This window comes from Rhizobium sp. BR 250 (assembly GCF_047445855.1).
GTDB classification, from domain to species: domain Bacteria; phylum Pseudomonadota; class Alphaproteobacteria; order Rhizobiales; family Rhizobiaceae; genus Agrobacterium; species Agrobacterium tumefaciens_I.
This window is the reverse complement of the sequence record NZ_JARWKW010000008.1, coordinates 133469-160118: the sequence shown is the minus strand read 5'-3', so window position 1 is coordinate 160118 and position 26650 is coordinate 133469. Positions and strand designations below refer to the sequence as shown.

General features: G+C 60.3%; 23 protein-coding genes. 20 read left to right on the top strand and 3 right to left on the bottom strand.

Going from position 1 to position 26650, the window contains the following annotated elements; translation table 11 throughout:
- Window positions 1-23: 23 nt before the first annotated feature.
- Window positions 24-989, top strand: a complete 966-nt coding sequence (locus tag QD336_RS14835; RefSeq protein ID WP_269343336.1) for a dihydrodipicolinate synthase family protein — start codon at window positions 24-26, stop codon at window positions 987-989.
- Window positions 990-1195: 206 nt separating this feature from the next.
- On the opposite strand, the gene QD336_RS14830 is transcribed toward QD336_RS14835, so the two are convergent.
- A complete protein-coding gene (locus tag QD336_RS14830; protein ID WP_499171189.1) occupies window positions 1196-2233 on the bottom strand; it encodes an Ldh family oxidoreductase in 1038 nt (345 codons plus the stop codon).
- Between the two features lie 455 nt (window positions 2234-2688).
- On the opposite strand from QD336_RS14830, the gene QD336_RS14825 reads away from it, so the two are divergent.
- The 7 genes from QD336_RS14825 (at window position 2689) to QD336_RS14795 (ending at window position 9616) form a co-directional block, all read left to right on the top strand.
- Window positions 2689-3495 (top strand): ABC transporter substrate-binding protein, encoded by an 807-nt coding sequence (locus QD336_RS14825; RefSeq protein WP_269343340.1) that lies wholly within the window; start codon window positions 2689-2691, stop codon window positions 3493-3495.
- Window positions 3496-3567: 72 nt separating this feature from the next.
- Window positions 3568-4233: an amino acid ABC transporter permease gene (locus QD336_RS14820; RefSeq protein WP_269343341.1), complete on the top strand. Its 666-nt coding sequence runs from the start codon at window positions 3568-3570 to the stop codon at window positions 4231-4233.
- A gap of 12 nt (window positions 4234-4245) precedes the next feature.
- Window positions 4246-4899 (top strand): amino acid ABC transporter permease, encoded by a 654-nt coding sequence (locus tag QD336_RS14815; protein WP_269343343.1) that lies wholly within the window; start codon window positions 4246-4248, stop codon window positions 4897-4899.
- Window positions 4892-5614, top strand: coding sequence for an amino acid ABC transporter ATP-binding protein (locus tag QD336_RS14810; RefSeq protein WP_499171188.1), 723 nt, complete (start codon window positions 4892-4894; stop codon window positions 5612-5614). The genes QD336_RS14815 and QD336_RS14810 overlap by 8 nt, the downstream gene beginning before the upstream one ends.
- Window positions 5614-6855: an NAD(P)/FAD-dependent oxidoreductase gene (locus QD336_RS14805; protein ID WP_499171187.1), complete on the top strand. Its 1242-nt coding sequence runs from the start codon at window positions 5614-5616 to the stop codon at window positions 6853-6855. Before QD336_RS14810 ends, QD336_RS14805 begins: the two co-directional genes overlap by 1 nt.
- A 12-nt stretch (window positions 6856-6867) precedes the next feature.
- The gene (gene lhpI, locus QD336_RS14800) at window positions 6868-8577 is read left to right on the top strand and encodes a cis-3-hydroxy-L-proline dehydratase (RefSeq protein ID WP_499171186.1); all 1710 of its coding nucleotides are present in this window, start codon (window positions 6868-6870) and stop codon (window positions 8575-8577) included.
- A gap of 10 nt (window positions 8578-8587) precedes the next feature.
- The gene (locus tag QD336_RS14795) at window positions 8588-9616 is read left to right on the top strand and encodes a trans-3-hydroxy-L-proline dehydratase (RefSeq protein ID WP_269343352.1); all 1029 of its coding nucleotides are present in this window, start codon (window positions 8588-8590) and stop codon (window positions 9614-9616) included.
- A 110-nt stretch (window positions 9617-9726) separates the two neighbouring features.
- Here QD336_RS14795 and QD336_RS14790 read toward each other — a convergent pair whose 3' ends face one another.
- Window positions 9727-10749, bottom strand: coding sequence for a LacI family DNA-binding transcriptional regulator (locus QD336_RS14790; protein WP_499171185.1), 1023 nt, complete (start codon window positions 10747-10749; stop codon window positions 9727-9729).
- A gap of 173 nt (window positions 10750-10922) precedes the next feature.
- Complete coding sequence (locus QD336_RS14785) at window positions 10923-11243, bottom strand: hypothetical protein (RefSeq protein WP_269343356.1); 321 nt, start codon at window positions 11241-11243, stop codon at window positions 10923-10925.
- A 295-nt stretch (window positions 11244-11538) separates the two neighbouring features.
- Between QD336_RS14785 and QD336_RS14780 the strand changes: the two genes are divergently transcribed.
- The 12 genes from QD336_RS14780 to fdhF all read left to right on the top strand — a co-directional run bounded on the left by QD336_RS14780 (window position 11539) and on the right by fdhF (window position 26606).
- Window positions 11539-12342 carry a transporter substrate-binding domain-containing protein gene (locus QD336_RS14780; RefSeq protein WP_269343358.1) on the top strand — a complete coding sequence of 268 codons (804 nt, stop codon included), beginning with the start codon at window positions 11539-11541 and terminating at the stop codon, window positions 12340-12342.
- Window positions 12343-12408: 66 nt separating this feature from the next.
- Entirely contained in the window at window positions 12409-13113 is a 705-nt protein-coding gene (locus tag QD336_RS14775; protein WP_003505665.1) for an amino acid ABC transporter permease, read from the top strand.
- Window positions 13110-13769 carry an amino acid ABC transporter permease gene (locus QD336_RS14770; RefSeq protein ID WP_065116844.1) on the top strand — a complete coding sequence of 220 codons (660 nt, stop codon included), beginning with the start codon at window positions 13110-13112 and terminating at the stop codon, window positions 13767-13769. The genes QD336_RS14775 and QD336_RS14770 overlap by 4 nt, the downstream gene beginning before the upstream one ends.
- Window positions 13750-14481, top strand: a complete 732-nt coding sequence (locus QD336_RS14765) for an amino acid ABC transporter ATP-binding protein (protein ID WP_499171184.1) — start codon at window positions 13750-13752, stop codon at window positions 14479-14481. Before QD336_RS14770 ends, QD336_RS14765 begins: the two co-directional genes overlap by 20 nt.
- 23 nt (window positions 14482-14504) lie before the next feature.
- Window positions 14505-15440 (top strand): 2-hydroxyacid dehydrogenase, encoded by a 936-nt coding sequence (locus tag QD336_RS14760; protein WP_499171183.1) that lies wholly within the window; start codon window positions 14505-14507, stop codon window positions 15438-15440.
- Between the two features lie 219 nt (window positions 15441-15659).
- The gene (locus tag QD336_RS14755) at window positions 15660-17834 is read left to right on the top strand and encodes a putative bifunctional diguanylate cyclase/phosphodiesterase (RefSeq protein WP_499171182.1); all 2175 of its coding nucleotides are present in this window, start codon (window positions 15660-15662) and stop codon (window positions 17832-17834) included.
- A 476-nt stretch (window positions 17835-18310) separates the two neighbouring features.
- On the top strand, window positions 18311-19378 hold the full coding sequence (locus tag QD336_RS14750; RefSeq protein ID WP_499171181.1) for a porin: 1068 nt from the start codon (window positions 18311-18313) through the stop codon (window positions 19376-19378).
- Window positions 19379-19706: 328 nt separating this feature from the next.
- Window positions 19707-20336, top strand: a complete 630-nt coding sequence (locus QD336_RS14745) for a flavin reductase family protein (protein WP_499171180.1) — start codon at window positions 19707-19709, stop codon at window positions 20334-20336.
- 309 nt (window positions 20337-20645) lie between these two features.
- Window positions 20646-21581, top strand: coding sequence for a LysR family transcriptional regulator (locus tag QD336_RS14740; RefSeq protein WP_269343381.1), 936 nt, complete (start codon window positions 20646-20648; stop codon window positions 21579-21581).
- A 105-nt stretch (window positions 21582-21686) separates the two neighbouring features.
- Complete coding sequence (locus QD336_RS14735) at window positions 21687-22166, top strand: formate dehydrogenase subunit gamma (RefSeq protein WP_499171179.1); 480 nt, start codon at window positions 21687-21689, stop codon at window positions 22164-22166.
- On the top strand, window positions 22163-23719 hold the full coding sequence (locus QD336_RS14730) for a formate dehydrogenase beta subunit (RefSeq protein ID WP_499171178.1): 1557 nt from the start codon (window positions 22163-22165) through the stop codon (window positions 23717-23719). Before QD336_RS14735 ends, QD336_RS14730 begins: the two co-directional genes overlap by 4 nt.
- A gap of 4 nt (window positions 23720-23723) precedes the next feature.
- Window positions 23724-26606, top strand: coding sequence for a formate dehydrogenase subunit alpha (gene fdhF, locus QD336_RS14725; RefSeq protein WP_499171177.1), 2883 nt, complete (start codon window positions 23724-23726; stop codon window positions 26604-26606).
- Window positions 26607-26650 lie beyond the last annotated feature (44 nt).

Here is a 26650-nt window from a genome sequence, read left to right as displayed (position 1 = left end):
ACCATGTGCCTTAGGAGCTAATAATGACGGCCAGCATTTTTTCCGGCGTGATCCCCGCATTGATGACCCCGTGCAAGGAAGACCGCACCCCTGATTTCGATGCGCTTGTCCGCAAGGGCAAGGAACTGATCGCCGATGGCATGTCCGCCGTCGTTTATTGCGGTTCCATGGGCGACTGGCCGCTCCTGACGGACGAGCAGCGCATGGAAGGCGTGGAGCGCCTGGTGAAGGCCGGCGTGCCGGTCATCGTCGGCACCGGCGCGGTCAACACGGCCTCTGCCGTTGCGCACGCTGCCCATGCCCAGAAGGTTGGCGCCAAGGGCCTGATGGTCATTCCGCGCGTCCTGTCGCGTGGTTCGGTCATCGCCGCCCAGAAGGCCCACTTCAAGGCCATTCTTTCGGCTGCGCCGGAAATCCCGGCTGTCATCTACAACAGCCCCTATTACGGTTTCGCCACCCGCGCCGATCTCTTCTTCGCGCTGCGTGCCGAGCACAAGAACCTCGTCGGCTTCAAGGAATTCGGCGGCCCGGCCGATATGCGTTATGCCGCTGAAAACATCACCAGCCGTGATGACGAAGTGACCCTGATGATCGGCGTCGATACCGCCGTCTTCCACGGTTTCGTCAACTGCGGTGCAACCGGCGCCATCACCGGCATCGGCAACGTGCTGCCGAAGGAAGTCATTCATCTCTGCAAGCTGTCGCAGGCCGCCGCCAAGGGTGACGCGGATGCCCGCACGCGTGCGCTGGAGCTGGAGCAGGCGCTCGCCGTTCTCTCCTCCTTCGATGAAGGCCCGGATCTGGTTCTCTATTTCAAGCACATGATGGTGCTGAAGGGCGACAAGGAATACACGCTGCACTTCAACGAGACCGATGTGCTGAGCGACAGCCAGCGCGGTTATGTTGAAGCGCAGTTCAAGCTGTTCAACAGCTGGTATGCGGATTGGAGCAAGCTTCCGGGCGCGGTGCAGTCCTGCAAGGCCGCCTGATTAATTGCTGAAGTAAAAACAAAGGCCCGCAATCGCGGGCCTTTTTTGCATATCAGGTTAGAGCGTTCCTCGGCTTTGACGTCATCCCGGGCTTGTCCCGAGGATCTGCCAACGTCTCGTCAAATCAATCGGTTGCAGATGCTCGGTACAGGCCCGAGCATGACGAGGGAGAGGTTTGCCCTTTTGTATATTGCTCCCCAAAGCAGTCAGGAGACCGCGTCCAGCCCCTTCTCCAGCAACCGGTCGAGCCCGGCCATTTCGGCGGCGGTGAGCGTGACGCCTTCGCTCTCGGATTTGGCACGCGCCGCAAAGCGGCGGCCGGAGGGCAGGCGGGCGCCTTGGCCGATGATGGCGTCGAACAGCTCTTCCGCGCGCTGGAAGGGATCGCCCGGACGCCCCTTGGCGAAGGCTTCCGGGGAGAATGCGACAATCAACTCACCATGGAAGGGCGCAAGCGTGGTGGTGCCGAGATAGTCCAGCACTTCGGGGCTGGTGAGATCGCCGATCATGATGCCGGCGAGAAGTTCGATCATGGTGCCGATGGCCGAACCCTTATGGCCGCCAAAGGGAAGCATGGCGCCGGCAAGGGCTGCCTCCGGGTCGGTGGTCGGGTTGCCCTCGGCATCCACGGCCCAGCCTTCCGGCAAGGATTTTCCCGCGCGCCGGTGTAGTTCTATCTCGCCACGGGCGGCAACGGATGTCGCGAAATCAAAGACGTAAGGCGAGGTGCCCTTGCGCGGCCAGCCGAAGGCGAAGGGGTTTGTGCCGAGCAGCGGCCTGGTTCCACCGGTCGGTGCGACGGTGGAATAGCTTGGGCACATCACCAGCCCGGCCAGTCCGTTCGAGGTCAGCCCCTCGACCTCGGGCCAGAGAGCCGAAAAATGGGTGCAGTCATTGATGACGAGTGCGGCGACGCCCAGGCGTTTCGCGCGCTCCGCCAGAACCGGCAGGCCAAGCTCGAAGGCAGGATTGGCGAAACCGCCCCTGGCGTTGACCTTCACGATGGCCGTGCCGTCGTCTTCGACCACTTCCGGTATGGCGTCGGGCTTCACCTTGCCGGCCTTGACGGTGCGAAGCGCCCCTTCGATGCGATAAATGCCATGCGATTTGCAGGCGTCCCGCTCGCCGGCGATGATGACGCGTGCCAGCGCTCCCGACTGCACGTCATTCAGCCCCGCCCGGCGGAAGATCGCCTCCACCCGCTGCAAAAGTCCGTCAATGGTCAAGGTGGTGGTGTCGCTCATCATAATCCTCCGATGTCGGGCTCGCACATTTTGAATACATAAAGTATACAAAGGCGGTGCTATTGCAACGGGTCTTTTCGAGGGGGCGCCCGGAAAGCTGAAATCAAAAATCGCCTGCCACAAACTCGTGACGCCCAAGACGAACCCTCATTCCTGTGCTTGTCACAGGAATCCAGCCAACACGCGTTTGCCTGTTGAGACAATCCTTTCAGCCCAAAGACTTGGGCTGGCCAGGTTCCTGTAACAAGCACAGGAATGAGGAGGCGTTGGATGTTTCCGCATGGCCTGTCGGTTCCTCGCACCCACTGCGAAACTGGTCCATCGACCTTCATCTCTTCGCACACGCAAAAAATTCTTTTTGTATACTCATTGTATTTTTATATTGATTTATCGCTGTCATGGGGAAATAGTGGCCTCGCCTTCAAGGGCAGACCAATTCTGGGAGCAAATCAAGAATGAAAAAATCGGTCATTTTCGCCGGCCTCTTGGCCGCCACTTCCGCTATCACCCCGGCCAAGGCCGACAAGCTTGACGACATCATTTCGTCCGGTACGCTGCGTTGCGCCGTCGTGCTCGACTTCCCGCCCATGGGTGCGCGTGACGACGCCAACAACCCGATCGGCTTTGACGTCGACTATTGCAACGATCTCGCCAAGGCGCTCGGCGTCACGGCTGAAATCGTCGAAACGCCGTTCCCCGAGCGTATTCCGGCGCTGATGTCCGGTCGCGTTGATGTCGGCGTTGCCTCGACCTCCGATACGCTGGAACGCGCCAAGACCGTCGGCATGACCGTGCCTTATTTCGCCTTCGAAATGGCCGTTACCGCCAACGACAAGTCGGGCATCAAGTCCTTCGAGGATATGAAGGGCAAGACGGTTGGTGCGACCGCCGGAACCTTCGAAGCCATCGCGCTCGAGAAGTCGGTCAAGGAATGGGGCGTGGGCGAATTCCGCCCGTACCAGACGCAGGCTGACGTGTTCCTCGCCTTGAGCCAGGGCCAGATCGATGCCACCGTTTCCACCTCCACGGTTGCGCAGTCCAACGTCAAGGGCGGCAAGTTCGCCGGTATCTCGGTGGTCGGCAAGGCGCCCTACGACATCGATTATGTCGCGCTCTTCACCAACCGCGACGAATACGGCTTCATCAACTACCTGAACCTCTTCATCAACCAGCAGGTTCGCACCGGCCGTTACGCCGAACTCTACAAGAAGTGGGTTGGCGGCGAGGTTCCCTCGCTCACCGTCAACGGCGTTTATCGCTGATCAGGACTTTTCGTAAACGGCGCGGTCATTTTGACCGCGCCGTTGATCGTTTCTGAAAAGGCGGGACGCTTAATGTTCAACTATACATTCCACTGGAATCAGGCGCTGAAGGCTTTGCCGCAGCTTCTGGACGGTGCGGTGGTGACGCTGCAGATCGCCATTCTGTCGATGGTGATCGGCCTTTCCTGCGCCATCGTGCTGACGCTGTTCCGGCTTTCCGGTAACCGCATTCTTGGCGCTTTCGCCTCCGTCTGGGTAGAGATCGCCCGCAACACGCCGGCGCTGTTCCAGATTTACATGGCCCATTTCGGGCTCGGCAATTTCGGCATTCATCTCAGCCCCTATACCGCGCTTCTGGTCGGTATCGCGTTCAACAATGCCGGTTATCTCGCGGAGAATTTCCGTGGCGCGCTGAAAGCGATACCGGATACGCAGACGCGGTCTGGCCGTTCGCTCGGCATGACCTCGATGCAAACCTTCCGGCTGATCATCCTGCCGCAGATGCTGCGCGTCGCCTTTTTGCCGGCCACCAACCAGATGGTCTGGGCGATCCTCATGACCTCGCTCGGTGTCACGGTCGGTATGAATACCGATCTCGCCGGGGTCACGCAGGCGCTCAATGCGCGCTCCTTCCGAACCTTCGAATTCTTCGCGCTCGCCGCGGTCATCTATTACGTGATCGCCAAGATCGTCACGCTCGCCGCCCGATTGCTGGCCGCGCGCCTGTTCCGTTACTGAGAGAGGTGAGCCATGTTTGAAACCGCTCTCACCTGGAGTGATCTCGCCTTCCTGGCCAAGGGTGCCGGCATGACGCTTGCCGTCACCGCCGTCGCTGTCACGGCAGGCACCATCATGGGGATCATCTTCGGGATCATCCGTTTCCAGTTCGGCCCATACTGGTCGCTGCCGCTGACCTTCGTTCTGGACATTTTTCGTTCCGTGCCGCTGCTCATCCAGCTGGTGCTCGGTAATGCCTTCCAGTCGATCGCCAAGCTCGGCTGGCCGCCTTTCACCACCTCCTGCGTGGTTCTGTCGCTTTATACGGCGGCCTATTGCACCGAGATCGTGCGTGGCGGCATTGAAGCGGTGCCTTCCAACACCCGCCGCGCCTGCCGGTCGCTCGGCATGACCTGGTCGCAGGACATGCGCTACATCGTTCTGCCGCTTGCCACGCGCGTCTCACTGCCTTCGTGGATCGGCCTGACGCTGGGTGTGATGAAGGATTCCGCGCTCGTTCTGTGGCTCGGCCTCATCGAGCTTCTGCGCGCCTCGCAGATCCTCGTCACCCGCCTGCAGGAACCGCTGACCATCCTGATGATCTGCGGCGCCATCTACTTCCTTATCAGCTTCCCCATCGCCCGTTTCGGCGGGTATCTCGAAAGACGGTGGTCCCCCAATGATTGAGATCGAAAACGTCCGCAAATCCTTCGGCCCGCTGGAGGTTCTGAAAGGGATCAACCTCACCGTCAACAAGGGCGAGGTGGTCACCATCATCGGCGGTTCCGGTTCCGGCAAGTCGACGCTGCTGACCTGCATCAACGGTCTGGAGCCGATCGACAGTGGCAAGATCGTCATCGACGGCACGGAAGTGCATGCCAAGTCAACCGACCTCAACAAGCTGCGTCGCAAGGTTGGCATCGTCTTCCAGCAATGGAACGCCTTTCCGCATCTGACGGTGCTCGAAAACGTCATGCTGGCGCCGCGCAAGGTGCTCGGTATCTCCAGGGATAAGGCCGAGGAGATCGCGGTGAAGCAACTGACCCATGTCGGTCTTGCCGAAAAGCTGAAGGTCTATCCGAACCGCATGTCGGGCGGTCAGCAGCAGCGCATGGCGATTGCCCGCGCGCTTGCCATGTCGCCGGAATATATGCTGTTCGATGAAGTGACCTCCGCACTTGATCCGATGCTGGTCGGCGAAGTGCTCGATACGCTGAAGATGCTGGCCGATGAGGGCATGACGATGATCTGCGTCACCCATGAAATGGCCTTCGCCCGCGATGTGTCGAACCGTGTCGCCTTCTTCCATCAGGGCGTGATGGCGGAAATCGGCACGCCCGATCAGCTGTTCGGCGCACCACAGCATCCCGAAACGCAGAAATTCCTGGCGAGCGTCCGGTAATGCCTGCACATGATGTCATCGTCATTGGGGCCGGCGTCGTCGGCCTCTCGGCAGCGATCGCCGCGCAGGGCCGCGGTCTTTCGGTCACGGTCATAGACCGCGAGGGACCGGCGGCGGGCGCTTCGGCAGGCAATGCCGGCGCCTTCGCCTTCACCGATATCCTGCCACTCGCATCGCCCGGCATTCTCTGGAAAGCGCCGAAATGGCTGCTCGATCCGCTGGGTCCGCTCAGCGTACCGCCGGCCTATGCGCTGAAGATCGCGCCGTGGATGTTCCGCTTCTGGCGGGCCTGTGCCGCATCGAAAGTCGAGCATTCCACCGCCGCCCAGACGGCGCTGATGGACCTGTCGAAGGCCGAGCTGGAGCCGTTCCTCAAAAAGACCGATACCATCGCCATGCTGCGCAAGGAGGGCAACCTTCAGGTTTATGAGAGCGAGGCGGAATTCGAAAACTCTCTTCCCGGCTGGAAGGCGCGCGAACGCCACGGCATCGCGTTCCGGCATCTCAATGCCGATGAGATGGCCGAGATACAACCCGGCATCGCGCCGCGTTTCACCTGTGGCACGTTTACGCCCGGCTGGTATTCTATCGCCGATCCCAAGCTCTATACGCAGGCGCTGGCCGATCATTTCCGCACCATTGGCGGGCGTATCGAATGCCTCGATGTCGCATCGCTGAGGCCGCGGGAAGATGGCGTCGAGGTGGCGAGCCACGATGGCCGCACCCGCAAGGCCGGCAGGGTGGTGCTGGCGGCCGGTGCCTTCTCGCACCGCATCGCCCGGTCGCTCGGGGAAAAAATTCCGCTGGAAACGGAACGGGGGTATAATACCACATTGCCTTCTTCCGCTTTTGATCTGCGTACGCAGGTGACCTTTGGCGGGCACGGTTTCGTTGTCACGCGGCTTTCCTCCGGCATCCGCGTTGGTGGAGCGGTCGAGCTGGGTGGACTGGAGCTTCCGGCCAATTTCGCCCGTTCCGAGGCGCTTCTGGCCAAGGCGAAAGCCTTCCTGCCGGGCCTGAAAACCGAAGGCGGCAAACAGTGGATGGGTTTCCGCCCATCGCTGCCGGACAGCCTGCCGGCCATTGGCGAAGCGCGGCACACGGCGCGGGTGGTCTATGCTTTTGGTCACGGGCATCTGGGGCTGACGCAATCGGCAGGCACGGCCCGCATCGTCGCCGATCTTCTGACCGGACAAAGGCCGGCCATCGATACAAGGGCATTTTCGCCGCAACGTTTCTGACGGAGATTTTCAATGTCTTCTGCCGTTTCGACACCAGCTATTCCTGAAGCGCGCAGCATCCTGCCGGGTGCGGCCGAAGGCAAGGTCATCGCCACGAGCGAGGCGCTGAGCTTCTGGGGCGGGGTCGATCCCGCCACGGGCCGGGTGATCGATGTGCATCACCCGTTGCATGGCATCTGTCTCACCGGCGGCGTGCTGTTCATGCCGACCAGCCGTGGCTCCTGCACCGGCTCGGGCGTGTTGCTCGATCTCATCCTCACCGGCCGCGCGCCTTCGGCGCTGATTTTCTGCGAGGCTGAAGATGTGCTGACGCTCGGCGCGCTTGTGGCAGCGGAAATGTTCGGCAAGGCTCTGCCGGTCATCCGGCTCGATGCGGAAAATTTCGCCCGCTTCTCCCGCGCCGCACATGTCAGCGTCGACGAAAACACCATCGAGGCCGACAGCGTCTCGCTGGCGATCACCCCGCCCGCAACCGCCCATCTCGACCTGAAGAACGATGACCGTGCGATGCTGGAGGGACGGGACGGCATTGCCGTGCGCCAGGCCATGCGCATCATCGTCGCCATGGCCGCCCAGCAAGGGGCATCAGCGCTTGTCGATGTCACCCAGGGCCATATCGACGGCTGCATCTATGCCAGCCCCGCCAACCTCACCTTCGCGGAAAAAATGGCGGAGATGGGCGGCAAGGTGCGGGTGCCGACCACCATGAACGCCATTTCGGTCGACAAGGCGCATTGGCGTGCGCAGGGCGTGCCGGAGGATTTTGGCGATCCGGCCGCAAGGCTGGCCGATGCCTATGTGCGCATGGGCTGTCGCCCCACCTTCACCTGTTCGCCTTACCTTCTCGACAGCGCGCCGAATGCCGGCGAATCGATCGGCTGGGCGGAATCAAATGCGGTGATTTTCGCCAATACGGTTCTTGGTGCCCGAACTGCCAAACATCCGGATTTTCTCGATCTCTGCATCGCGATGACGGGCAGGGCACCGCTTTCGGGTGTCTATCTCACGGAAAATCGGCGGCCGCAGCGCCTTGTCGATGTGACTTTGCCGCAGGGCGTGGATGACGCCTTCTGGCCGCTCGTCGGTTATCTCGCCGGCAAGGCCGCGCCGGATTGCATTCCGCTGCTGCGCGGCCTCGCACCGGCAAGGCCGTCGCGCGATGATCTGAAGGCGCTCTGTGCCGCCTTCGGCACCACCTCCGCCGCGCCGATGCTGCATATTGCGGGTGTGACGCCGGAGGCAGAGCTTGCACCGCTCGAAACCGCCGAGACGGTGACCATTTCGCGTGACGATATGGCCGCCGGCTGGTCGCTTCTGAATGAGGGGCCGGAAGAGGTGCAGCTTGTCGCCATCGGCAGCCCGCATGCCTCGCTGGAGGAGTGCCGCGCGCTCGCCGTTGAGTTTGCCGGCCGCAAGCGCCATGCGGATGTCGCCGTCATCGTCACGGCCGGCCAGCAGGTCATCGATGCGGCAGGGCAGGATGGCACGCTGCAAAGCCTCAGGGACAGCGGCGTACAGGTGCTGCCGGATCTCTGCTGGTGTTCTATTTCCGAGCCGGTTTTCCCGACGAAAACCCGCGCGCTGATGACCAATTCCGGCAAATACGCCCATTACGGCCCGGGCCTCAGCGGCCGCGCGGTTCGCTTCGGCAGCCTTGCCGATTGCGTCGAAAGCGCACTGACCGGCCGTGCGGGTTCCCGCCTTCCATCCTGGCTTTCCTGAGGAGTTTCGAATGCGCAGCATAAAGACCGTTCATGTCATTTCCGCCCATGCGGAAGGCGAGGTGGGGGATGTGATTGTCGGTGGCGTGAAACCGCCGCCGGGCGAGACGATCTGGGAACAGAGCCGTTTCATCGCTCGTGACGAGACGCTGCGCAATTTCGTGCTCAACGAGCCGCGCGGCGGCGTCTTCCGCCACGTCAACCTGCTGGTGCCGCCGAAACATCCGGATGCGGACGCCGCCTTCATCATCATGGAGCCGGAAGACACACCGCCCATGTCCGGCTCCAATTCCATCTGCGTTTCCACCGTGCTGCTGGATGGTGGCATTGTGCCGATGCAGGAGCCGGAAACCCATATGCTTCTGGAAGCGCCGGGTGGGCTGGTGAAGGTGCGCGCCGAATGCCGCAACGGCAAGGCCGAGCGCATCTTCGTGCAGAACCTGCCGAGCTTTGCCGCAAAGCTCGATACCGAACTTGAGGTCGAAGGCCTCGGTAAGCTGAAGGTGGATACCGCCTATGGCGGCGACAGCTTCGTCATCGTCGATGCCGAAGCGATGGGTTTCAGACTGAAACCGGAAGAGGCGCATGATATTGCCCGCCTCGGCGTGCGCATCACCAATGCCGCCAACAAGGCTCTGGGTTTCGATCATCCCGAAAACCCCGACTGGCGACATTTTTCCTTCTGCCTGTTTGCCGGCAAGGTGGAGCGCACTGCCGAAGGCTTGAGGGCAGGGGCGGCCGTCGCCATCCAGCCGGGCAAGGTGGACCGCTCACCGACGGGCACGGCACTTTCGGCCCGCATGGCCGTGCTGCATGCGCGCGGTGAGATGAAGGAGGGTGAAACGCTGACGGCGGTGTCGCTGATCGGCTCGACTTTCACCGGCCGCATCCTCGGAACGACAACGGTCGGCGACCGCCCGGCCATCCTGCCGGAAATCTCCGGCCGTGGCTGGATCACCGGCATTCACCAGCACATGCTCGATCCGTCCGATCCGTGGCCGGAGGGGTATCGGCTGACGGATACGTGGGGTGCTAGGTAGTACGCACGCAGGCTGCATCTTGAGATATGCTACGGCGGCGCGGCCCGTTTCTTCTCCCCGTCGGGGAGAAGAAACAAGCGGCACCCGCTCGTTCTTCACTCGTTAAAGCCCTACAGGCCGGCTCGCTTGGTCGTCTCCCGCACGATCAGTTCGAACCCGACATCCACCCGCGCTCCTTCGGGAATGGCGGCATCCTTTTCCGCCTCAAGGATCGAAAGCAGCAATTCGCCCGCCTTGCGGCCGATCATCTGCGCATCGACGCGGATCGTTGAAATTGCGGGATAACATTGCCGGCCGATATCGAAATCGCCGAAGCCGAGGATGGAAACCTGCTCGGGCACACGAATGCCGCGGCGATGACATTCCATCAGCGCGCCGACGGCGGAAATATCCGATACCGCAAAAATACCTTCGACGTCGGGCGCTTTTGCTAGCAGCGAGCCCAGCGTCTTTGCCCCATGATCATAGGAAACCGGTGCGCTGCCCTCGCGGATGATGAGGTCATCGGCAATGCCGGCTTCGCGCAGCGCTGCGCCAAAACCGAGCAGGCGGCTTTCGCCGCGCCAGTCCTTCACGTCGCCATCGGCCCTGGAGCCCAATGCGCCTATCCGTTTGAAGCCAAGCGATATCAGATATTTGGCGGCGTTTCTTCCCACCTCGTAGTTGGAAAAGCCAACCGCATGGTCGATGGGGTGTTCGGGCACGTCCCAGATCTCGACGATCGGAATGCCGGCACGCATCAGCACCTCGCTTGCCATCTTGGTATGCACCGTGCCGGCGACGACAATGGCGTCGGGACGGCGCTCCATCATGGTGCGGATGACGCGCTCCTCCTCCTGCAGATCGTACATGGTATAACCGATCAGCAATTGGTAGTCGGCGGCGCGCAGCGCATTGGCGAGCCCTTGCGCGCTGTCGGCGAAGTTGGAGTTGGTGAGTGTCGGCAGGATGGCGGTGATGAAATTGGTGCGCCGGGATGAAAGCGATCCGGCGATCCGGTCCGGCACATAACCGAGCTTCTCGATTGCCTTCATCACCTTCTGGCGCGTTTCTTCCGACACCAGCGCAGGATCGGCCAGCACCCGCGATACCGTCATCTTCGAGACGCCCGCGAGTTTGGAGACGTCGCTCATCGTTGCTTTTTTTGACGTGACTAACGCTGCGGCCAAGGGCGTGCGCTCCACCAAAGCATGTCTCCCCAGTTTTAAGCCGGCAACAATTTCAACCGGTTCAGGACAAGACATACACGAAGATCAACAGGGAAAGCACGCCGCTTGATTGCAGATCGATGCGGCGTGCACCGGATTTATGCGATGCGGCGGTAGACGAGGTGATAAAACCGTCCGTCGCACATGCTCATCATCTCATCCGTCAGCACCCGGCCTTCGAGACGGACCGGCGAGACCAGCGCTTCTTCGACCGCTTCCATGGAGGGGTAATCGATTTCCTGCACCATGATGATCGGCGCTGCGTCAGGGTCGGTGCGCTTGGTGCGCATCACCCGCACGGCCTGCGCGTTCGGCATGCGTTTCCAGACGGGCAGCAATTTTTCCTCGACGATGCGGAAAAACTCCTCCTCCCGGCCGGGGTGGATCGTGCCTTCAAATATTGCCGAGCGCGTATACATGGTTTCCTCCCGAATGAATGCCCGATGCAACGGTTCTGTAGATCGGACTTGCAATGATACCGATAACATGCATTATTGATCCTGCCAAGAACGGGAAATGGTGTCGACAAGAGGAAAATCGATAACCAGCCGAAATCGCTGAGTTTAATAGGAAATTCTGACGGTTTTGAGCTTTTGCTGTTTCTTGGGAGGAGTTTTTAGTCAATCGCGTTGAAATGTTATCGAGAACATTTTGCGCTTTGCGCAAGGCCGCTGTTCCGCTTCGGGCAGCCACTATAAGGTTGGAGGAGAAACCATGAGCATTTCCAGATTTCTGAAGAACATGACCGTTGCCGTCGGTGTTGCCGCAGCAACGCTTGCCGCCAGCACATCCGCCCATGCCGTCTCGATCAGCGAGATCACGGCACGCGGCAAGGTCAAGATCGGCGTTCTCACCGGTGCACCGCCCATGGGCATGGTGGATGAGAAGGGCAATCCTTCCGGTTATGACGTCGATGTCGCCAATCTCATCGGTTCCTACCTGTCTCTGCCGGTCGAACTGGTGCCGTTGACGCCGCCGGCGCGTATTCCCGCGCTTCAGACCGGCAAGGTCGACTTCCTTGTCGCGACGCTCGCCCCGACCGGCGAACGCGCCAAGACCGTGATGTTCACGCAGCCTTACAGCGCCTTCAACATGGACATCATTTCCGGCAAGGACCAGAAGTTCGAAAATCTCGACAGCCTCAAGGGCAAGCGCGTTTCGGTCAATCGTGGTTCCTCGCAGGAAACCGCGTTGCGCAAGGCCAATGTCGAAGGTCTTGAAATCGTCGTTTACGAAGACGATTCCACCAGCGCCCAGGCATTGCTTGCCGGTCAGGTGGATGCCGTCGCCCTGCCGTCCACGGTGGGTGAGGCGATCATCAAGCAGCGCCCGGAAGCCGGCCTGCAGGTTGGGTTCACCTTCTTCCAGCAGGGCAATTCCATGGCGACCAAGCTTGAGGACTTCGAGCTGCGCCAGTGGCTGAACACCTCCATCTACCTCATGAAGATGTCGGGCGATCTCGACCGTATCTCGGTCAAGTGGACCGGTCGTCCGCTGCCGCAATTGCCAAGCTTCTGATTGAGCCTTTCAACGCGCCCGCCGGGAAGGCTTCCGGCGGGCCGGGAAATGTCAACGGAGTGACGCATGTCCTATACATTCCAATTCGGCGCGCTCGCCCAATATCAGAATGAGATTCTGAATGGCATATGGCTGACGATCAAGCTGTCGGTCCTGTCCATCGTGCTCGGCTGCGCTTTCGGCATTCTTCTTGCCTCGCTGCGCTCCATCAATGGCGGCATCGTCCGCATCATCGTCGACGGTTATGTCGAGGTGATCCGCAACACGCCGTTTCTGGTGCAGCTTTTCATCGTCTATTTCGGCCTGCCGGGCCTCGGCTTTCGTGTCGGTGCGGATACGGCGGCGCTGATCGGCATGACGATCAACCTTGCGGCCTATTCGACGGAGATCATTCGCGCCGGCATCGAGGCGGTGCACAAGTCGCAGATCGAGGCGGGTGAGGCCCTGGGCTTCACGAAGTACCAGATCTATCGCCACGTCATCATCGTGCCGGCCATCGCCAAGGTCTATCCTTCGCTCTGCAGCCAGTTCGTGCTGATGATGCTGGCATCGAGCATATGTTCGGCCATCTCCACCCATGAGCTTGCGGCCGCCGCAGCCTTCGTGGAATCGCAGACCTATCGCTCCTTCGAGGTCTATATCGTCGTCACGCTCATCTACCTTGCGCTGGCGCTCAGCCTGCGGCTCATCCTTGCCCTTGTCGGCATGTGGCTGTTTGGCCGCCGTGTGGCCCGCAAGACGATGACCGCCATGCCGGAGGTACAGTCATGACTCTTCGAACTTTCGGCTGGAACGAATTCGGCTTCCTCTTGACCGCCCTGCAATGGACCGTGCTTCTGACGATCATTGCCCTTATCGGCGGCGGCATTGTCGGCTTTTTCATCGCACTCGCCCGCACCTCGGATAACAAGCTGCTGCGCATTGCCGCGGGCACCTATATCCAGGTCATTCAGGGCATTCCGGTGCTGATGATCCTGTTCCTGTCCTATTACGGCCTCAGCCTTGCCGGGCTGGAATTGCCGCCGCTCTTTGCCGCCGGCGCCTCGATGACGATCTACACATCGGGTTACCTCGCGGAAATCTGGCGTGGCTGCATCCAGGCGGTGCCGAAGCAGCAATGGGAAGCGTCGGAATCGCTGGCGCTCACCCGCGCCCAGCAATATCGCTACGTCATCCTGCCGCAGGCGATCCGCATTTCCCTGCCGCCGACCGTCGGTTTTGCCGTTCAGGTCGTCAAGAATACGTCCATCGCATCGATCATCGGTTTCGTCGAACTGGCAAGAGCGGGGCAGCTCATCAACAATGCCACGTTCCAGCCGTTCCGCGTCTTCGTCGCGGTGGCCGTGCTTTATTTCATCGTCTGCTACCCGTTGTCCCAGCTGTCGCGTTGGCTGGAAAGGAGGCTTCATGCCGGAAGTAATCGTTGAAAACGTTCACAAGAGCTTTGGCGCTCTGGAAGTCCTCAAAGGCGTGTCGCTGACGGTCGGTCGCGGTGAAGTCTTCGCCCTCATCGGCCGCTCGGGCTCGGGCAAGAGCACGCTGCTGCGCTGCATGAACGGGCTGGAGAAGATCAATTCCGGCCGCATTGAGATTGCAGGTCACACCCTTGGAGAAGATGCCAAGGCGCTGCGCAAGCTGCGCACCGATGTCGGCATCGTGTTCCAGAGCTACAACCTCTTTCCGCATCTGACGGTCGGCGAAAACATCATGCTTGCGCCACGCATCGTCAAGGACGTGGCGAAATCGGAAACGAAGGATATCGCCCGCGAGGTTCTGCAACTCGTCGGCCTGTCGGAGAAATTCGATTCCTACCCGGACCAGCTTTCCGGCGGCCAGCAGCAGCGCGTGGCGATTGCCCGTTCGCTCGCCATGAGGCCGAAGGTGATGCTGTTCGACGAGGTGACCTCGGCGCTTGACCCGGAACTCACCGAGGAAGTGCTGACCGTCATGGAAAACCTCGCCAAGGACGGCATGACCATGATCCTCGTCACCCATGAAATGGCCTTTGCGCGCCGCGTGGCGACCGAAACCATCTTTATGCACAAGGGCAAGATCTGGGAGCAGGGCCGTTCGTCGGAACTCTTCGCCAATCCGCAAACGCCGGAACTCCGGCAATTCGTCAAGGCCGATGTGAAGTAGCTCACCGGCGCAAAGGAAGACCCATGACCACTGAAATCGTGCAATTGTGCCCGCTCATCCCGGCACTGGAACAGGAACTTGCCGAGCGCTTCACGGTGCATCGCCTGTTCGAAGCCGCAGACAAGGCGGCGTTCCTGGCTGAAAAGGGCGCGGCGATCCGCGGCGTCGTTACCGGCGGCCATATCGGTCTGCCGGCGGATATCGGGGCGGCGCTTCCCAATCTTGAAATCGTCGCCATCAACGGCGTCGGTTTCGACAAGGTCGATCTGGCCGAAGCCAAAAAACGCGGTTTTCGTGTCTCCAATACGCCTGACGTGCTGACGGCGGATGTCGCCGATCTCGCGCTCGGCCTCGTTCTGGCGCAGGCGCGCAAGCTGCCGCAGGCGGACCAGCATGTGCGCACCGGGCAATGGCTGAAGGGCGATATGGGGCTTTCCACCCGCGTCACCGGCCGCCGTTACGGCATCTTCGGTCTCGGCCGCATCGGCCTTGCGATCGCAAAAAGGCTCGAGGGTTTTGACGCGCGCATTTCCTACACCGCCAGAAACCGTCGCGATGTCGCCTATGATTATTTCGATAGCATCGAGGCGCTGGCCGCCAATTGCGACGTGCTGATCATTGCCGCCGCCGCCACTGCCGAAACGCGCCATATCGTCAATGCGGATGTGCTCAAGGCGCTTGGACCGCAGGGCGTGCTCGTCAACGTGGCGCGCGGCTCGCTGGTTGATGAGAAGGCGCTTGTCGAGGCTCTTTCCAGTGGCGCCATCGGTGGTGCGGCGCTGGATGTCTTCGAGGATGAACCGCGTGTGCCGGAAGCACTTTTCGCCTTCGACACCGTCACGCTCGCGCCGCATGTGGGCAGTGGCACACACCAGACACGGCGCGCCATGGCCGATCTCGTTCTTGCCAATCTCGATGCGCATTTTGCCGGCAAGGACCTGCCGACACCGGTGGCATAAGCCCTCTTTCCCTATAGCCATCGGACGGCGCGGCTTTTGTCGCGCCGTTTCGTTTCATGCTGTCGGCTGCCCGTCGATGGTAAAAGGGGTAGTTCCCCCTAATCTCTATTCGACGTTCATCATTATATAATATGTATAATCCTACTATTCCGCTTCCTTATGAAGTGATGAGGCGGAGAGGTGCGTTCCAAAGGCCCGAAGACACCCGTAGAGAACCGCATGTCGCGAAAACAGCGCGGCGTAACGCCATCTGCCTCAGCTGAAACCACCGAAAACACCAGTCCCTCCGACCGGCACACGCTTCTGGAAGCGATGATCGACCATGTGCCGGATTTCATCTATGCCAAGGATCTGGAGGGTCGCTTTCTTTTCGCCAACCGCGCCATCGTCGCCGAAAACGGCTTTGACAGTGTCGAGGAACTGATTGGGCTCACCGATTACGATATTCATGGCGAAGCGGCGCGGCGTGCCGGCATTCCCGAGACCGAGGCGCGGGTGATGCGCACCGGGGAACCCGATCTCGGTTATGAGGAACGCGCCATGCGCGGCGATATCGACCGCTGGCTGATGATGTCGCGGGTGCCGTTGAGGGATAAGGCCGGCAACATCATCGGCGTGGTCGGGGCCTCCAGAGATATCACCCAGAAAAAGGCCTCGGAAAGGCTGCTTCAGGCGCAGGCGCATATTCTGGAAATGATCGTTGCGGCGGCGCGTATCGAGGATTTTCTTGAGGAGTTTGTCAGGGCCATCGAAAATCTCGCCACCGGGCTTGCCTGCGCGGTCAGGGTGTTCGATGCGGCGGCAGGCGAGCCCTCCTTTTATGCCTCTCCCGCACTAGGCCGGCAGGAGGAGCTGGCCTCGCTTGTCTCTACCGTCAGCGATCCCGAAAGCCTCACCCGGCAGGCCGAGAACGCGGCCTTCAGTTTCGATATTCCCGCCAGCGAAGGCAAGGCGCATGGTTTCGTCTGGTGCATGCTGGCCGGCCGCGAACCGGATGCGGCGCTGGTGGAATTCATCGGTGCCGCCGCGCGCATGGCGGGTCTGGCGATCGACCGTAAACGGGCGGCGGAACACATCGCCTTTCTGGCGGATCACGATATGCTGACCCGGCTACCCAATCGTCGTTTCCTCGATACACGATTGCCGGAGATCTTGGCGGCGGCGGCAAGGGCGGGCAGAAGGGTCGGCATCGGTTTTCTCGATCTCGATAATTTCAAGCAGATCAACGATACGCTCGGCCACAGCATCGGCGATGCGCTGCTGTCGAAAACCGCCGGGCGTATTGCCAAAAGCCTCAGGCGAAACGATCTCGTGCTGAGGGTCGGCGGCGATGAGTTCGTCATCATTCTCGAAGAGCGCAGGGAGGATGTCGAAAGCCGCCTGCAGCACATTCGGGCCGCGGTCTCGCAGCCGCTGCGCATCGGCAATTACGATATCAAGGTCACCTGCAGCATTGGCATGGCCTTTTTCCCGGAACATGGGGAAACCACGGCGGAAATTGTCGCGGCGGCAGATCTCGCCATGTATGAGGCCAAACATAACGGACGCGATGGTATCGCCACCTTCACACCGCGCATGGCGGACGATCTCAGGAAAAAATTCACCCGCATCGAGGAGTTGCGCAAGGCGGTGGAGAAGGACGAGTTCGTGCTGCATTTCCAGCCGCAGGTCGATCTTCTCAGCGGCCGGATCAGCGGCGTGGAGGCGCTGGTGCGCTGGCAGCATCCGGTGGAAGGGCTGCTGGGACCTGCGGAATTCATCGGCCTTGCGGAAGAAACCGGCCTGATCGTGGAACTGGGGGAAAATATCCTCAGGAAAGCCTGTCGTCAGGCGCAGGCCTGGGTTGCCGCCGGCCTGCCGCCCGTCAAGATGGCGGTCAATATCTCGCCCCGGCAATTTCAGGGTGGGCTGGTGCAGCAGATCCGGTCCGTGCTGAAGGAAACCGGCCTTTCGCCCTCCCTGCTGGAAATCGAAATCACCGAGACGCTCATCATCCAGGATGTCGAAACATCGGTGCGGATCATGCGGGCCATCAAGCAGATGGGCGTCAGCCTGGCGCTGGATGATTTCGGCATCGGTTATTCCTGTCTCGGCATGCTCAAGACGTTCCCGCTCTCATGCATGAAGATCGACCGCTCCTTCCTGACCAACCTGCCGGAAAAAACCAAGGACAGCGCTATCGTCTCGATCATGATCCAGCTTGCCGGGTCGCTGGACATCGATGTCATTGCGGAAGGCGTGGAAAGCGGTGAGCAGGCGGCGTTTCTGCGCGCCGCCGGCTGCCCCTATGGTCAGGGATATTATTTCAGCCGGCCGGCGCCCGCGGATGTGATTGAAGACATGCTGGGAAAGACGACGATCTTCCCCACCGACGCATCCAGCATTACGCAATAGGTCGTCGCGACGTCCTTCACCAGTTTGACCAGACGCCGCCTGCCGGAAGAGCGGGCGGATCGCCTTGCCGCATTGCCGTGGCGATTACCCGCCTTCACATCCAGTTTGACAATGAGAACCGTCGCGTTTCGTCACCACGTGCGATCGCCGAGTCCTGTCTATTCTGCTGCCGATCCGGGCGCATGTGTCATTCTCTATATTCGTAATTTATAATGTTATTTGAACTATATTTAGTAATGTATTCCGTTATTTGAATATAATATTCAAATATACTATATTTTAAGCTGTTAATTTGTTGTAATTTTACTACGTAACTGGATTGTGTACTTTAATTGTATTTGTATTTTGCCGATTTGAATTGCGAGTCTCCGGAGGTTTCTGTCATTTGCTGAATCAGCGCAGGGAAGCGGGCGGCAGGGAAAGGCCAGCCCTCAAATTTGCGCATTCGTTGAAAAATTTTTGACTGGAGATTAAAAATGAACATCAAGAGCCTTCTGATCGGCTCCGCTGCCGCTCTCGCGGCAGTATCCGGCGCACAGGCCGCTKACGCTATCGTCGCTGCCGAGCCCGAGCCCATGGAATATGTCCGCGTCTGCGACGCTTTCGGCACCGGCTTCTTCTACATCCCCGGCACCGAAACCTGCCTGAAGTTCGACGGTTACATCCGTTTCCAGACCGATTTCGGCCGTGAGCAGTCCGGTTCGTCCGACTGGGATTCCTTCACCCGCGCCCAGTTCAACATCGACACCCGCACCGACACCGAGCTCGGCGCTCTGCGCGGCTACATCGGTTTCCGCGGTCAGGCTGACAACGACACCGACCGCAACGTCGTTCTCGATCAGGCTTTCATCGAACTCGGCGGCCTGAAGGTCGGATTCTACTACAACTGGTGGGATGACGGTCTCGCCGGCGAGTACGACCTGCTCAGCTCGAACCGCACCCGTCTGAACGCCATCCGTTACACCTACGACGCCGGCTCCTTCTATGTTGGCGCTGCCGTTGAAGAACTGGAAGGCTCGCGCAAGGGCACGTCCGAACTCGGCGTTACAAAGGGCGGCAAGTTCAAAACCAACACGAACGATGTTGGTGTCAGCGCCGTCATCGGCGGCAAGTTCGGTGGCGTTAAGGCCAACCTGCTCGGCGGTTACGACACGAACCAGGAAAACGGTGCAATCCGTGCCATCGTCACGGCTGACATCGGTCCGGGCACCCTTGGCCTCTCCGGCGCCTGGGCTTCCGGTGCCAACTACTACTACGAAGAGTCCGAGTGGACTGTTGCTGCTGAATACGCAATCAAGGCAACCGACAAGCTGACCATCACCCCCGGCTTCCAGTATTTCGGTACGATCGACATCGGTGCCAACAACGATTTCGTTGGCGATCGCGATGCATGGCGTGCCGGCGTAGCTGCCAGCTACAAGATCACTTCCGGCCTCTCCACGAAGGTTTCCGTGACCTATCAGGACGTAGATGGCCGCGAAGGTATCGACAGCGGTGCCGGTGACAAGTGGACCGGTTTCGTTCGTCTTGAGCGCGCGTTCTAATCGTCCATACAAAAAAGCATAACCGGGTTAGATAACTCAGATCCACCCCGTTCTCGAACGGGTGAGTGACTAGCTCCAGTCAAGGTTCCTGACATGATGTCAGGTTTGCTCCCCGCCCTCTTGAGGTCGGGGAGTTTTTATGTGCGACTGATATCGGGGCGTGGATGGCGGCCCCGTCCATGAGGCCGGAAAATGCAACGAGGCCTGCTGTTCTCTCCTGGCATCAGAACAGCCGACGCAGTAAAAATCGACCATCGTGCGATGATGGTGATTGAGAAATTGTTCGCAATATGAAATACTATTGTATACAATAAATTCAGGTGCCATCATGGAATTCGATTTTACCGCGCTCGAGCCGCAGAGCCGCTATCGTTTGCTGACGAATTTTATCGGTCCGCGACCGATAGCGCTGGTCACGACGCGTTCGGCCGCAGGCCATAACAACGCCGCGCCGATGAGCTTTTTCAATGTTTTCTCCCATGACCCGCCGATCGTCATTCTCGGTATCCAGCCGCGTGTGACGGGCGAGGAGAAGGATACGATGGCCAATATTCGCCGCACCGGCGAATTTGTCATCAACATGGTTGATATGGCTCTGTCCGAGCAGATGCTTGTCTGTGGCCTCGGTTTCGATAGCGAAGTTGACGAACTCTCCATGGCGCGGCTGACGGCTTCTCCCTGCCGCAAGATCGAGGCGAGCTTTGCGGCGGAATCGCCCTGCGCCTTCGAGTGCAGGGTGGAGCGTTTGATCGATTATCCGCGCCGCACGCTGGTTTTGGGGGAGGTCGTGCATATGCACGTCCAAAAGGATTGCCTCGATGCAGAGGGACGTTATGTCGATCCGGACCGATACCAGCCGATCGCACGCCTCCACGCCGATAATTACATCAGCTCGGATCGCCAGTTCGTCCTCAAGGCGCCCGCGATTACCGACTTCATCAAGCCGAATGGCGAGTGACGGTTCTGACCTGAAATGCCGGATGTCTCTGCCCGCTGCCGGAAAACGCCCCGGAATGAGAGGGCAGGGTGTCGATCCCCACCGTTTGGAGCACGGCTCACATGGTTGAATCCCATATGGTTGGGAGCGGATTACCGTGCGCCAGAGTAGATTGGCGTCTATGACTGTCGGCGCTTGAGGGAATTCGGTCTGGCCGTCCGCGCACAGTTTGCAGGAAAACACCCGCATCCCTTTGCGGGCTTCTCCGTCTCGCTTTAGTGTTCTTTTTCTCGCACCGTCCGCATGGTCGCGAGTCACGCGGGAGGGCGCATGATCGACAAGCTGGAATTTTTCATCGCATTGGCGCGCGCAGAGCATTTCGGCCGCGCGGCGGAGGAGTGTGGTGTTTCGCAACCCAGTCTCTCGGCCGCGATCCGGCAGCTGGAGGACCAGCTGGGTGTCGTTCTTGTGGTGCGTGCGGCGCGTTATCAGGGGCTGACACCGGAGGGCCAGCGTGTTCTTGAATGGGCGCGTCGCATTGTCGCCGATACGCGCACCATGCGTGAGGAAATGCGGGCGGCGCGTAAGGGTCTGGCGGGCCATATCCGGCTTGCGGTCATTCCGACGGCGCTTGCAATGGTGCCGCGATTGACGGAATCCTTTCAGGCGCGGCATCCCAATGTGACCTTTTCCGTGACATCACGCACCTCGCTTCAGGTCTTGAGCCAGATCGAAAACCTCGAGATCGATGCGGGAATCAGCTACCTCGACAACGAACCTCTTGGCCGAGTGACCACGGTGCCGCTTTATTCGGAGCGATATCACCTGATTGCAGCAGCTGGAACGCCGCTTGCCGATCAGGAAAGCGTTACCTGGAAACAGGTTTCGGGTCTTAGGTTATGCCTATTGACTTCGGATATGCAGAACCGCCGCATCATCAACAAACATATGGCTGACGCGGGTGTGGAGGCGAAGCCGACATTGGAGTCCAACTCCATGATTGTGCTGTTTTCCCATATCCGAACAGGACAATGGGCTTCAATAATGCCGCGCAACATAGCGGAATCGTTTGGTTTTCCAAAGCAGATCAGAATGATACCGATTACCGAGCCGGATGCGGAGCATCTGGTGGGGCTGATCGCGACTTATCGCGAGCCACACACGCCACTGGTTTCCGCGCTTCTTCATGAGGCGCGTCAGCGCGCTGCGGCGATGGCTTTTGATAGGAATTTCCTATCGGGCGACGAAAACACATTATTGACCTGATCAAGCCTACCTCGCCATTCTTCCGGGCGACGCAGGGGCTGTGCAGGGACTGAAACATGTGCCGCTTGCCATACCTGCCCCCTGTCGGTTTGGGAGGACTGGCTTATGAATATCCGTGCGGTTGCCGCAGATGAGGCGGCCCGTGTTTCCGCTATCATTGGCGATTTTCTTCACCTCGAAGGGCCATTGCTGCCCATACTGCACGCGGTGCAGGAGGAGTTCGGTTACATACCGGAAAGCGCCAAGCAGATCATCGCATCCGCGCTGAATATATCGCGTGCCGAGGTTCATGGCGTCGTAACCTTCTATCCCGACTTTCGCGATCACCCTTCCGGCAGGCATGTGCTGAAGCTCTGTCGCGCCGAGGCTTGCCAGTCGATGGGTGGCGAGCCTCTTGCGGAGACCATCAAGACCCGGCTCGGCCTCGACTGGCACGAAACCGCGGCCGACGGCTCGGTGACGCTGGAACCGGTCTTCTGTCTCGGGCTCTGTGCGCAGGCGCCGGCCCTGATGCTGGATGGCGAAGTCCATGCCCGCCTTGACGAGGACTGTCTTGGCGACATTCTGACGGAGGTGCGCCGATGAGTGTCACCGTTTTTGTTCCGGGCGATTCCGCCGCGCTTGCCGTTGGCGCAAACCGCGTGGCCGAAGCGATCGCCCGCGAAGCGGCCGTCCGCAACCTCGACGTCCATATCGTCCGCAACGGCTCGCGCGGCATGCTCTGGCTTGAAGTGCTTGTGGAAGTGCGCACCGAGCATGGTCGTATCGCCTATGGGCCGGTCAAGGCCAGTGACGTTGCTTCGCTCTTCGATGCTGGTTTTCTCAATGGCGGCGAGCATCGTCTCTGTCTCGGGCCGACAAAGGATATTCCGTTCCTGAAAAACCAGACGCGCCTGACCTTCGCACGTTGCGGCGTGACCGATCCGTTGTCGCTTGAGGATTATCGTGCCTATCAGGGCATGAAAGGTCTTGAAAAAGCCGTTGCCATGGCGCCGCTCGACATCGTCGCCCAGGTGACCGAAAGCGGCCTGCGCGGGCGCGGCGGTGCGGGTTTCCCGACGGGCATCAAATGGAAGACGGTTGCCGACGCGGTGGCCGACCAGAAATACATCGTCTGCAATGCGGACGAGGGTGATAGCGGCACCTTTGCCGACCGCATGATCATGGAAGGCGATCCCTTCGTGCTGATCGAAGGCATGGCGATTGCCGGCCTTGCCGTCGGCGCGACGAAAGGTTTCATCTATACGCGCTCGGAATATCCTTACGCCATCAAGGTCATGGAGCAGGCGATAGAGATCGCCCGTCGCGAAGGCATCATCGGCCCATCCGTCCTCGGTTCCGGCCGGGCGTTCGACATGGAAGTGCGCATGGGTGCCGGCGCCTATGTCTGCGGCGAGGAAACCTCGCTTCTGAACAGCCTGGAAGGCAAACGCGGCACCGTGCGTGCCAAGCCGCCGCTGCCCGCGTTGCAAGGGCTGTTCGGCAAGCCCACCGTCGTCAACAATGTGATTTCGCTCGCCTCCATTCCGGTCATCATGGATCGCGGTGCGGCCTTCTATCGCGATTTCGGCGTTGGCCGCTCGCATGGCACCATCCCCATCCAGCTTGCCGGAAACATCAAACATGGCGGGCTTTATGAGACCGCTTTCGGCCTGCCGCTCGGTCAGTTGGTCAACGATATCGGCGGCGGTACGATCACTGGCCGGCCCGTCAAGGCGGTGCAGGTGGGCGGTCCGCTCGGCGCCTATTTCCCGGTCTCGCTGTTCGATACGATCTTCGATTATGAGGCTTTTACCGCTGCCGGCGGCCTTATCGGACATGCCGGTATCGTGGTGTTCGACGAGACCGCGGACATGCTCCATCAGGCGCGGTTCGCGCTGGAATTCTGCGCCGTCGAAAGTTGCGGCAAGTGCACGCCCTGTCGCATTGGCTCGACGCGTGGTGTCGAGACGGTCGACAAGATTGCGCTTGGCATCGAGCGGGAGAAAAACACGGCGCTGCTCGAAGACCTCTGCGAAACCATGAAATTCGGTTCGCTCTGTGCGCTTGGCGGTTTCACGCCCTATCCCGTCATGAGCGCGCTCCGACATTTCCCTGAAGATTTTGCCCCCATCCCACGTGTTGAAGCGGCGGAGTAAGACCATGGCCCTTGTGACAGAATTTGACTATGGAACCCCGAAATCCCTCGCTACGGACATGGTGACGCTGACCATCGATGGGCGGCAGGTGACTGTGCCGGCGGGTACCTCGATAATGCGCGCCTCGCGCGAAGCGGGCATCGATGTCCCGAAACTCTGTGCCACCGATATGGTGGATGCTTTCGGCTCCTGCCGGCTCTGTCTGATCGAGGTGGAGGGCCGCAACGGCACCCCCGCCTCCTGCACCACGCCTGTCGCCCCCGGTCTCGTCGTGCACACGCAGACGGAGCGGCTGAAGCAGATCCGTAAAGGCGTGATGGAGCTTTATATCTCCGATCACCCGCTCGACTGTCTGACCTGTGCCGCCAATGGCGATTGTGAATTGCAGGATATGGCGGGTGCCGTTGGCCTGCGCGATGTGCGTTATGGTTACGAAGGCGACAACCACGTCAAGGCGCGCACCGGTGAGGGCGATCTCAATGCCCGCTGGATGCCGAAGGACGAAAGCAATCCCTATTTCACCTATGATCCTTCCAAATGCATCGTCTGTTCCCGCTGCGTGCGAGCCTGCGAGGAAGTGCAAGGCACCTTCGCACTGACGATCGAAGGGCGCGGTTTCGAAAGCCGGGTGTCACCCGGTGCGCATGAGGCGTTCCTCGATTCCGACTGCGTTTCCTGCGGCGCCTGCGTGCAGGCCTGTCCGACGGCAACGCTGACGGAAAAATCGGTGATCGAGATCGGCCAGCCGGAACATTCGATGGTCACGACCTGCGCCTATTGCGGTGTCGGCTGCTCCTTCAAGGCGGAAATGCGCGGTGAAGAATTGGTGCGCATGGTGCCGTGGAAGGACGGACAGGCCAATCGTGGCCATTCCTGCGTCAAGGGCCGCTTTGCCTATGGTTATGCGACCCACAGGGACCGCATTCTCAATCCGATGATCCGCGAAAAGATCAGCGATCCCTGGCGGGAAGTGACGTGGGAGGAGGCCTTCTCTCACGTTGCCTCCGAGTTCCGGCGTATCCAGGGTCAATATGGTCGGGAGTCCATCGGCGGCATCACCTCGTCGCGCTGCACGAATGAAGAAACCTTCCTCGTCCAGAAACTCATCCGTGCCGGCTTCGGCAATAACAACGTCGATACCTGCGCCCGCGTCTGCCATTCGCCGACGGGTTATGGTCTCGGCCAGGCTTTCGGCACCTCCGCTGGCACGCAGAATTTTGATAGTGTCGAGCAGTCCGATGTGGTGCTGGTCATCGGCGCCAATCCGACCGATGGGCATCCTGTTTTCGGCTCGCGGCTGAAGAAGCGGCTGCGGCAGGGGGCGAAGCTCATCGTCATCGATCCGCGCCGCATCGATCTCGTCCGCACGCCGCATGTGGAGGCGTCCTTCCACCTGCCGCTGCTGCCCGGCACCAACGTTGCGGTGCTGACGGCGCTTGCGCATGTGATCGTCACGGAAGGGCTGTTCAACGAAGCCTTCATCCGCGAGCGCTGCGACTGGTCGGAATTCGAGGATTGGGCTGCCTTCGTTGCCGAGCCGCAGCATAGCCCGGAAGAAACCGAAAGCTTCACCGGCGTGCCGGCGGAAGAATTGCGTGGTGCCGCGCGTCTCTATGCCAAGGGCGGCAATGGCGCGATCTATTACGGGCTTGGTGTCACCGAACACAGCCAGGGTTCGACGACCGTCATGGCGATCGCCAATCTTGCCATGGCGACCGGCAATATCGGCCGCCCCGGCGTGGGGGTCAATCCGCTGCGCGGGCAGAACAATGTGCAGGGCTCCTGCGACATGGGGTCTTTCCCGCACGAACTTCCGGGCTACCGGCATATTTCCGATGATGCGACGCGCGACATCTTCGAAAAACTCTGGGGCGTGAAGCTCAACAACGAGCCGGGGCTTCGTATCCCCAACATGCTCGATGCGGCCGTGGATGGCAGCTTCAAGGGCATCTATATTCAGGGGGAGGATATTCTCCAGTCCGATCCGGATACGAAGCATGTTTCGGCCGGTCTCGCTGCCATGGAATGTGTCGTTGTGCACGATCTCTTCCTGAACGAGACGGCGAACTATGCCCATGTCTTCCTGCCGGGTTCCACCTTCCTCGAAAAAGACGGCACCTTCACCAATGCCGAGCGCCGCATCAACCGCGTGCGCAAGGTCATGTCGCCGAAGAACGGTTATGCCGACTGGGAAGTGACACAGAAGCTGGCGCAGGCCATGGGGCTTGCATGGAGCTACGCACATCCGTCTGAAATCATGGATGAAATCGCCGCGACAACGCCAAGCTTCGCCGGTGTTTCCTACGCCTATCTGGAAGAGAAAGGCTCGGTGCAGTGGCCCTGCAACGAGAAATTCCCTGAGGGTTCGCCGATCATGCATGTGGACGGTTTCGTCCGAGGCAAGGGCAAGTTCATCCGCACCGAATATGTGGCGACGGATGAACGCACCGGGCCGCGGTTCCCGCTGCTGCTCACCACCGGACGCATCCTGTCGCAATACAATGTCGGGGCGCAGACGCGGCGCACGGAAAACGTCGTCTGGCACGAGGAGGATCGTCTCGAAATCCATCCGCACGATGCCGAACAGCGCGGCGTGAAGGACGGTGACTGGATCAAGCTCGTCAGCCGGTCGGGAGACACGACGCTGCGGGCGCTGATCACCGACCGTGTGGCGCCGGGCGTTGTCTACACGACCTTCCACCATCCCGGCACGCAGGCGAACGTCATCACCACCGACTTCTCCGACTGGGCGACCAACTGCCCGGAATACAAGGTGACGGCGGTTCAGGTCTCGCCCTCCAACGGGCCAACGGAATGGCAGAAAGAATATGATGCGCTCTCGCGTCAGTCCCGCCGGATCGCCGGCAAACTCGAAGCTGCGGAATAATCGGGGGCCGGGCCTGGTCCCGGCCGCCTCATTCATGGAGGCGT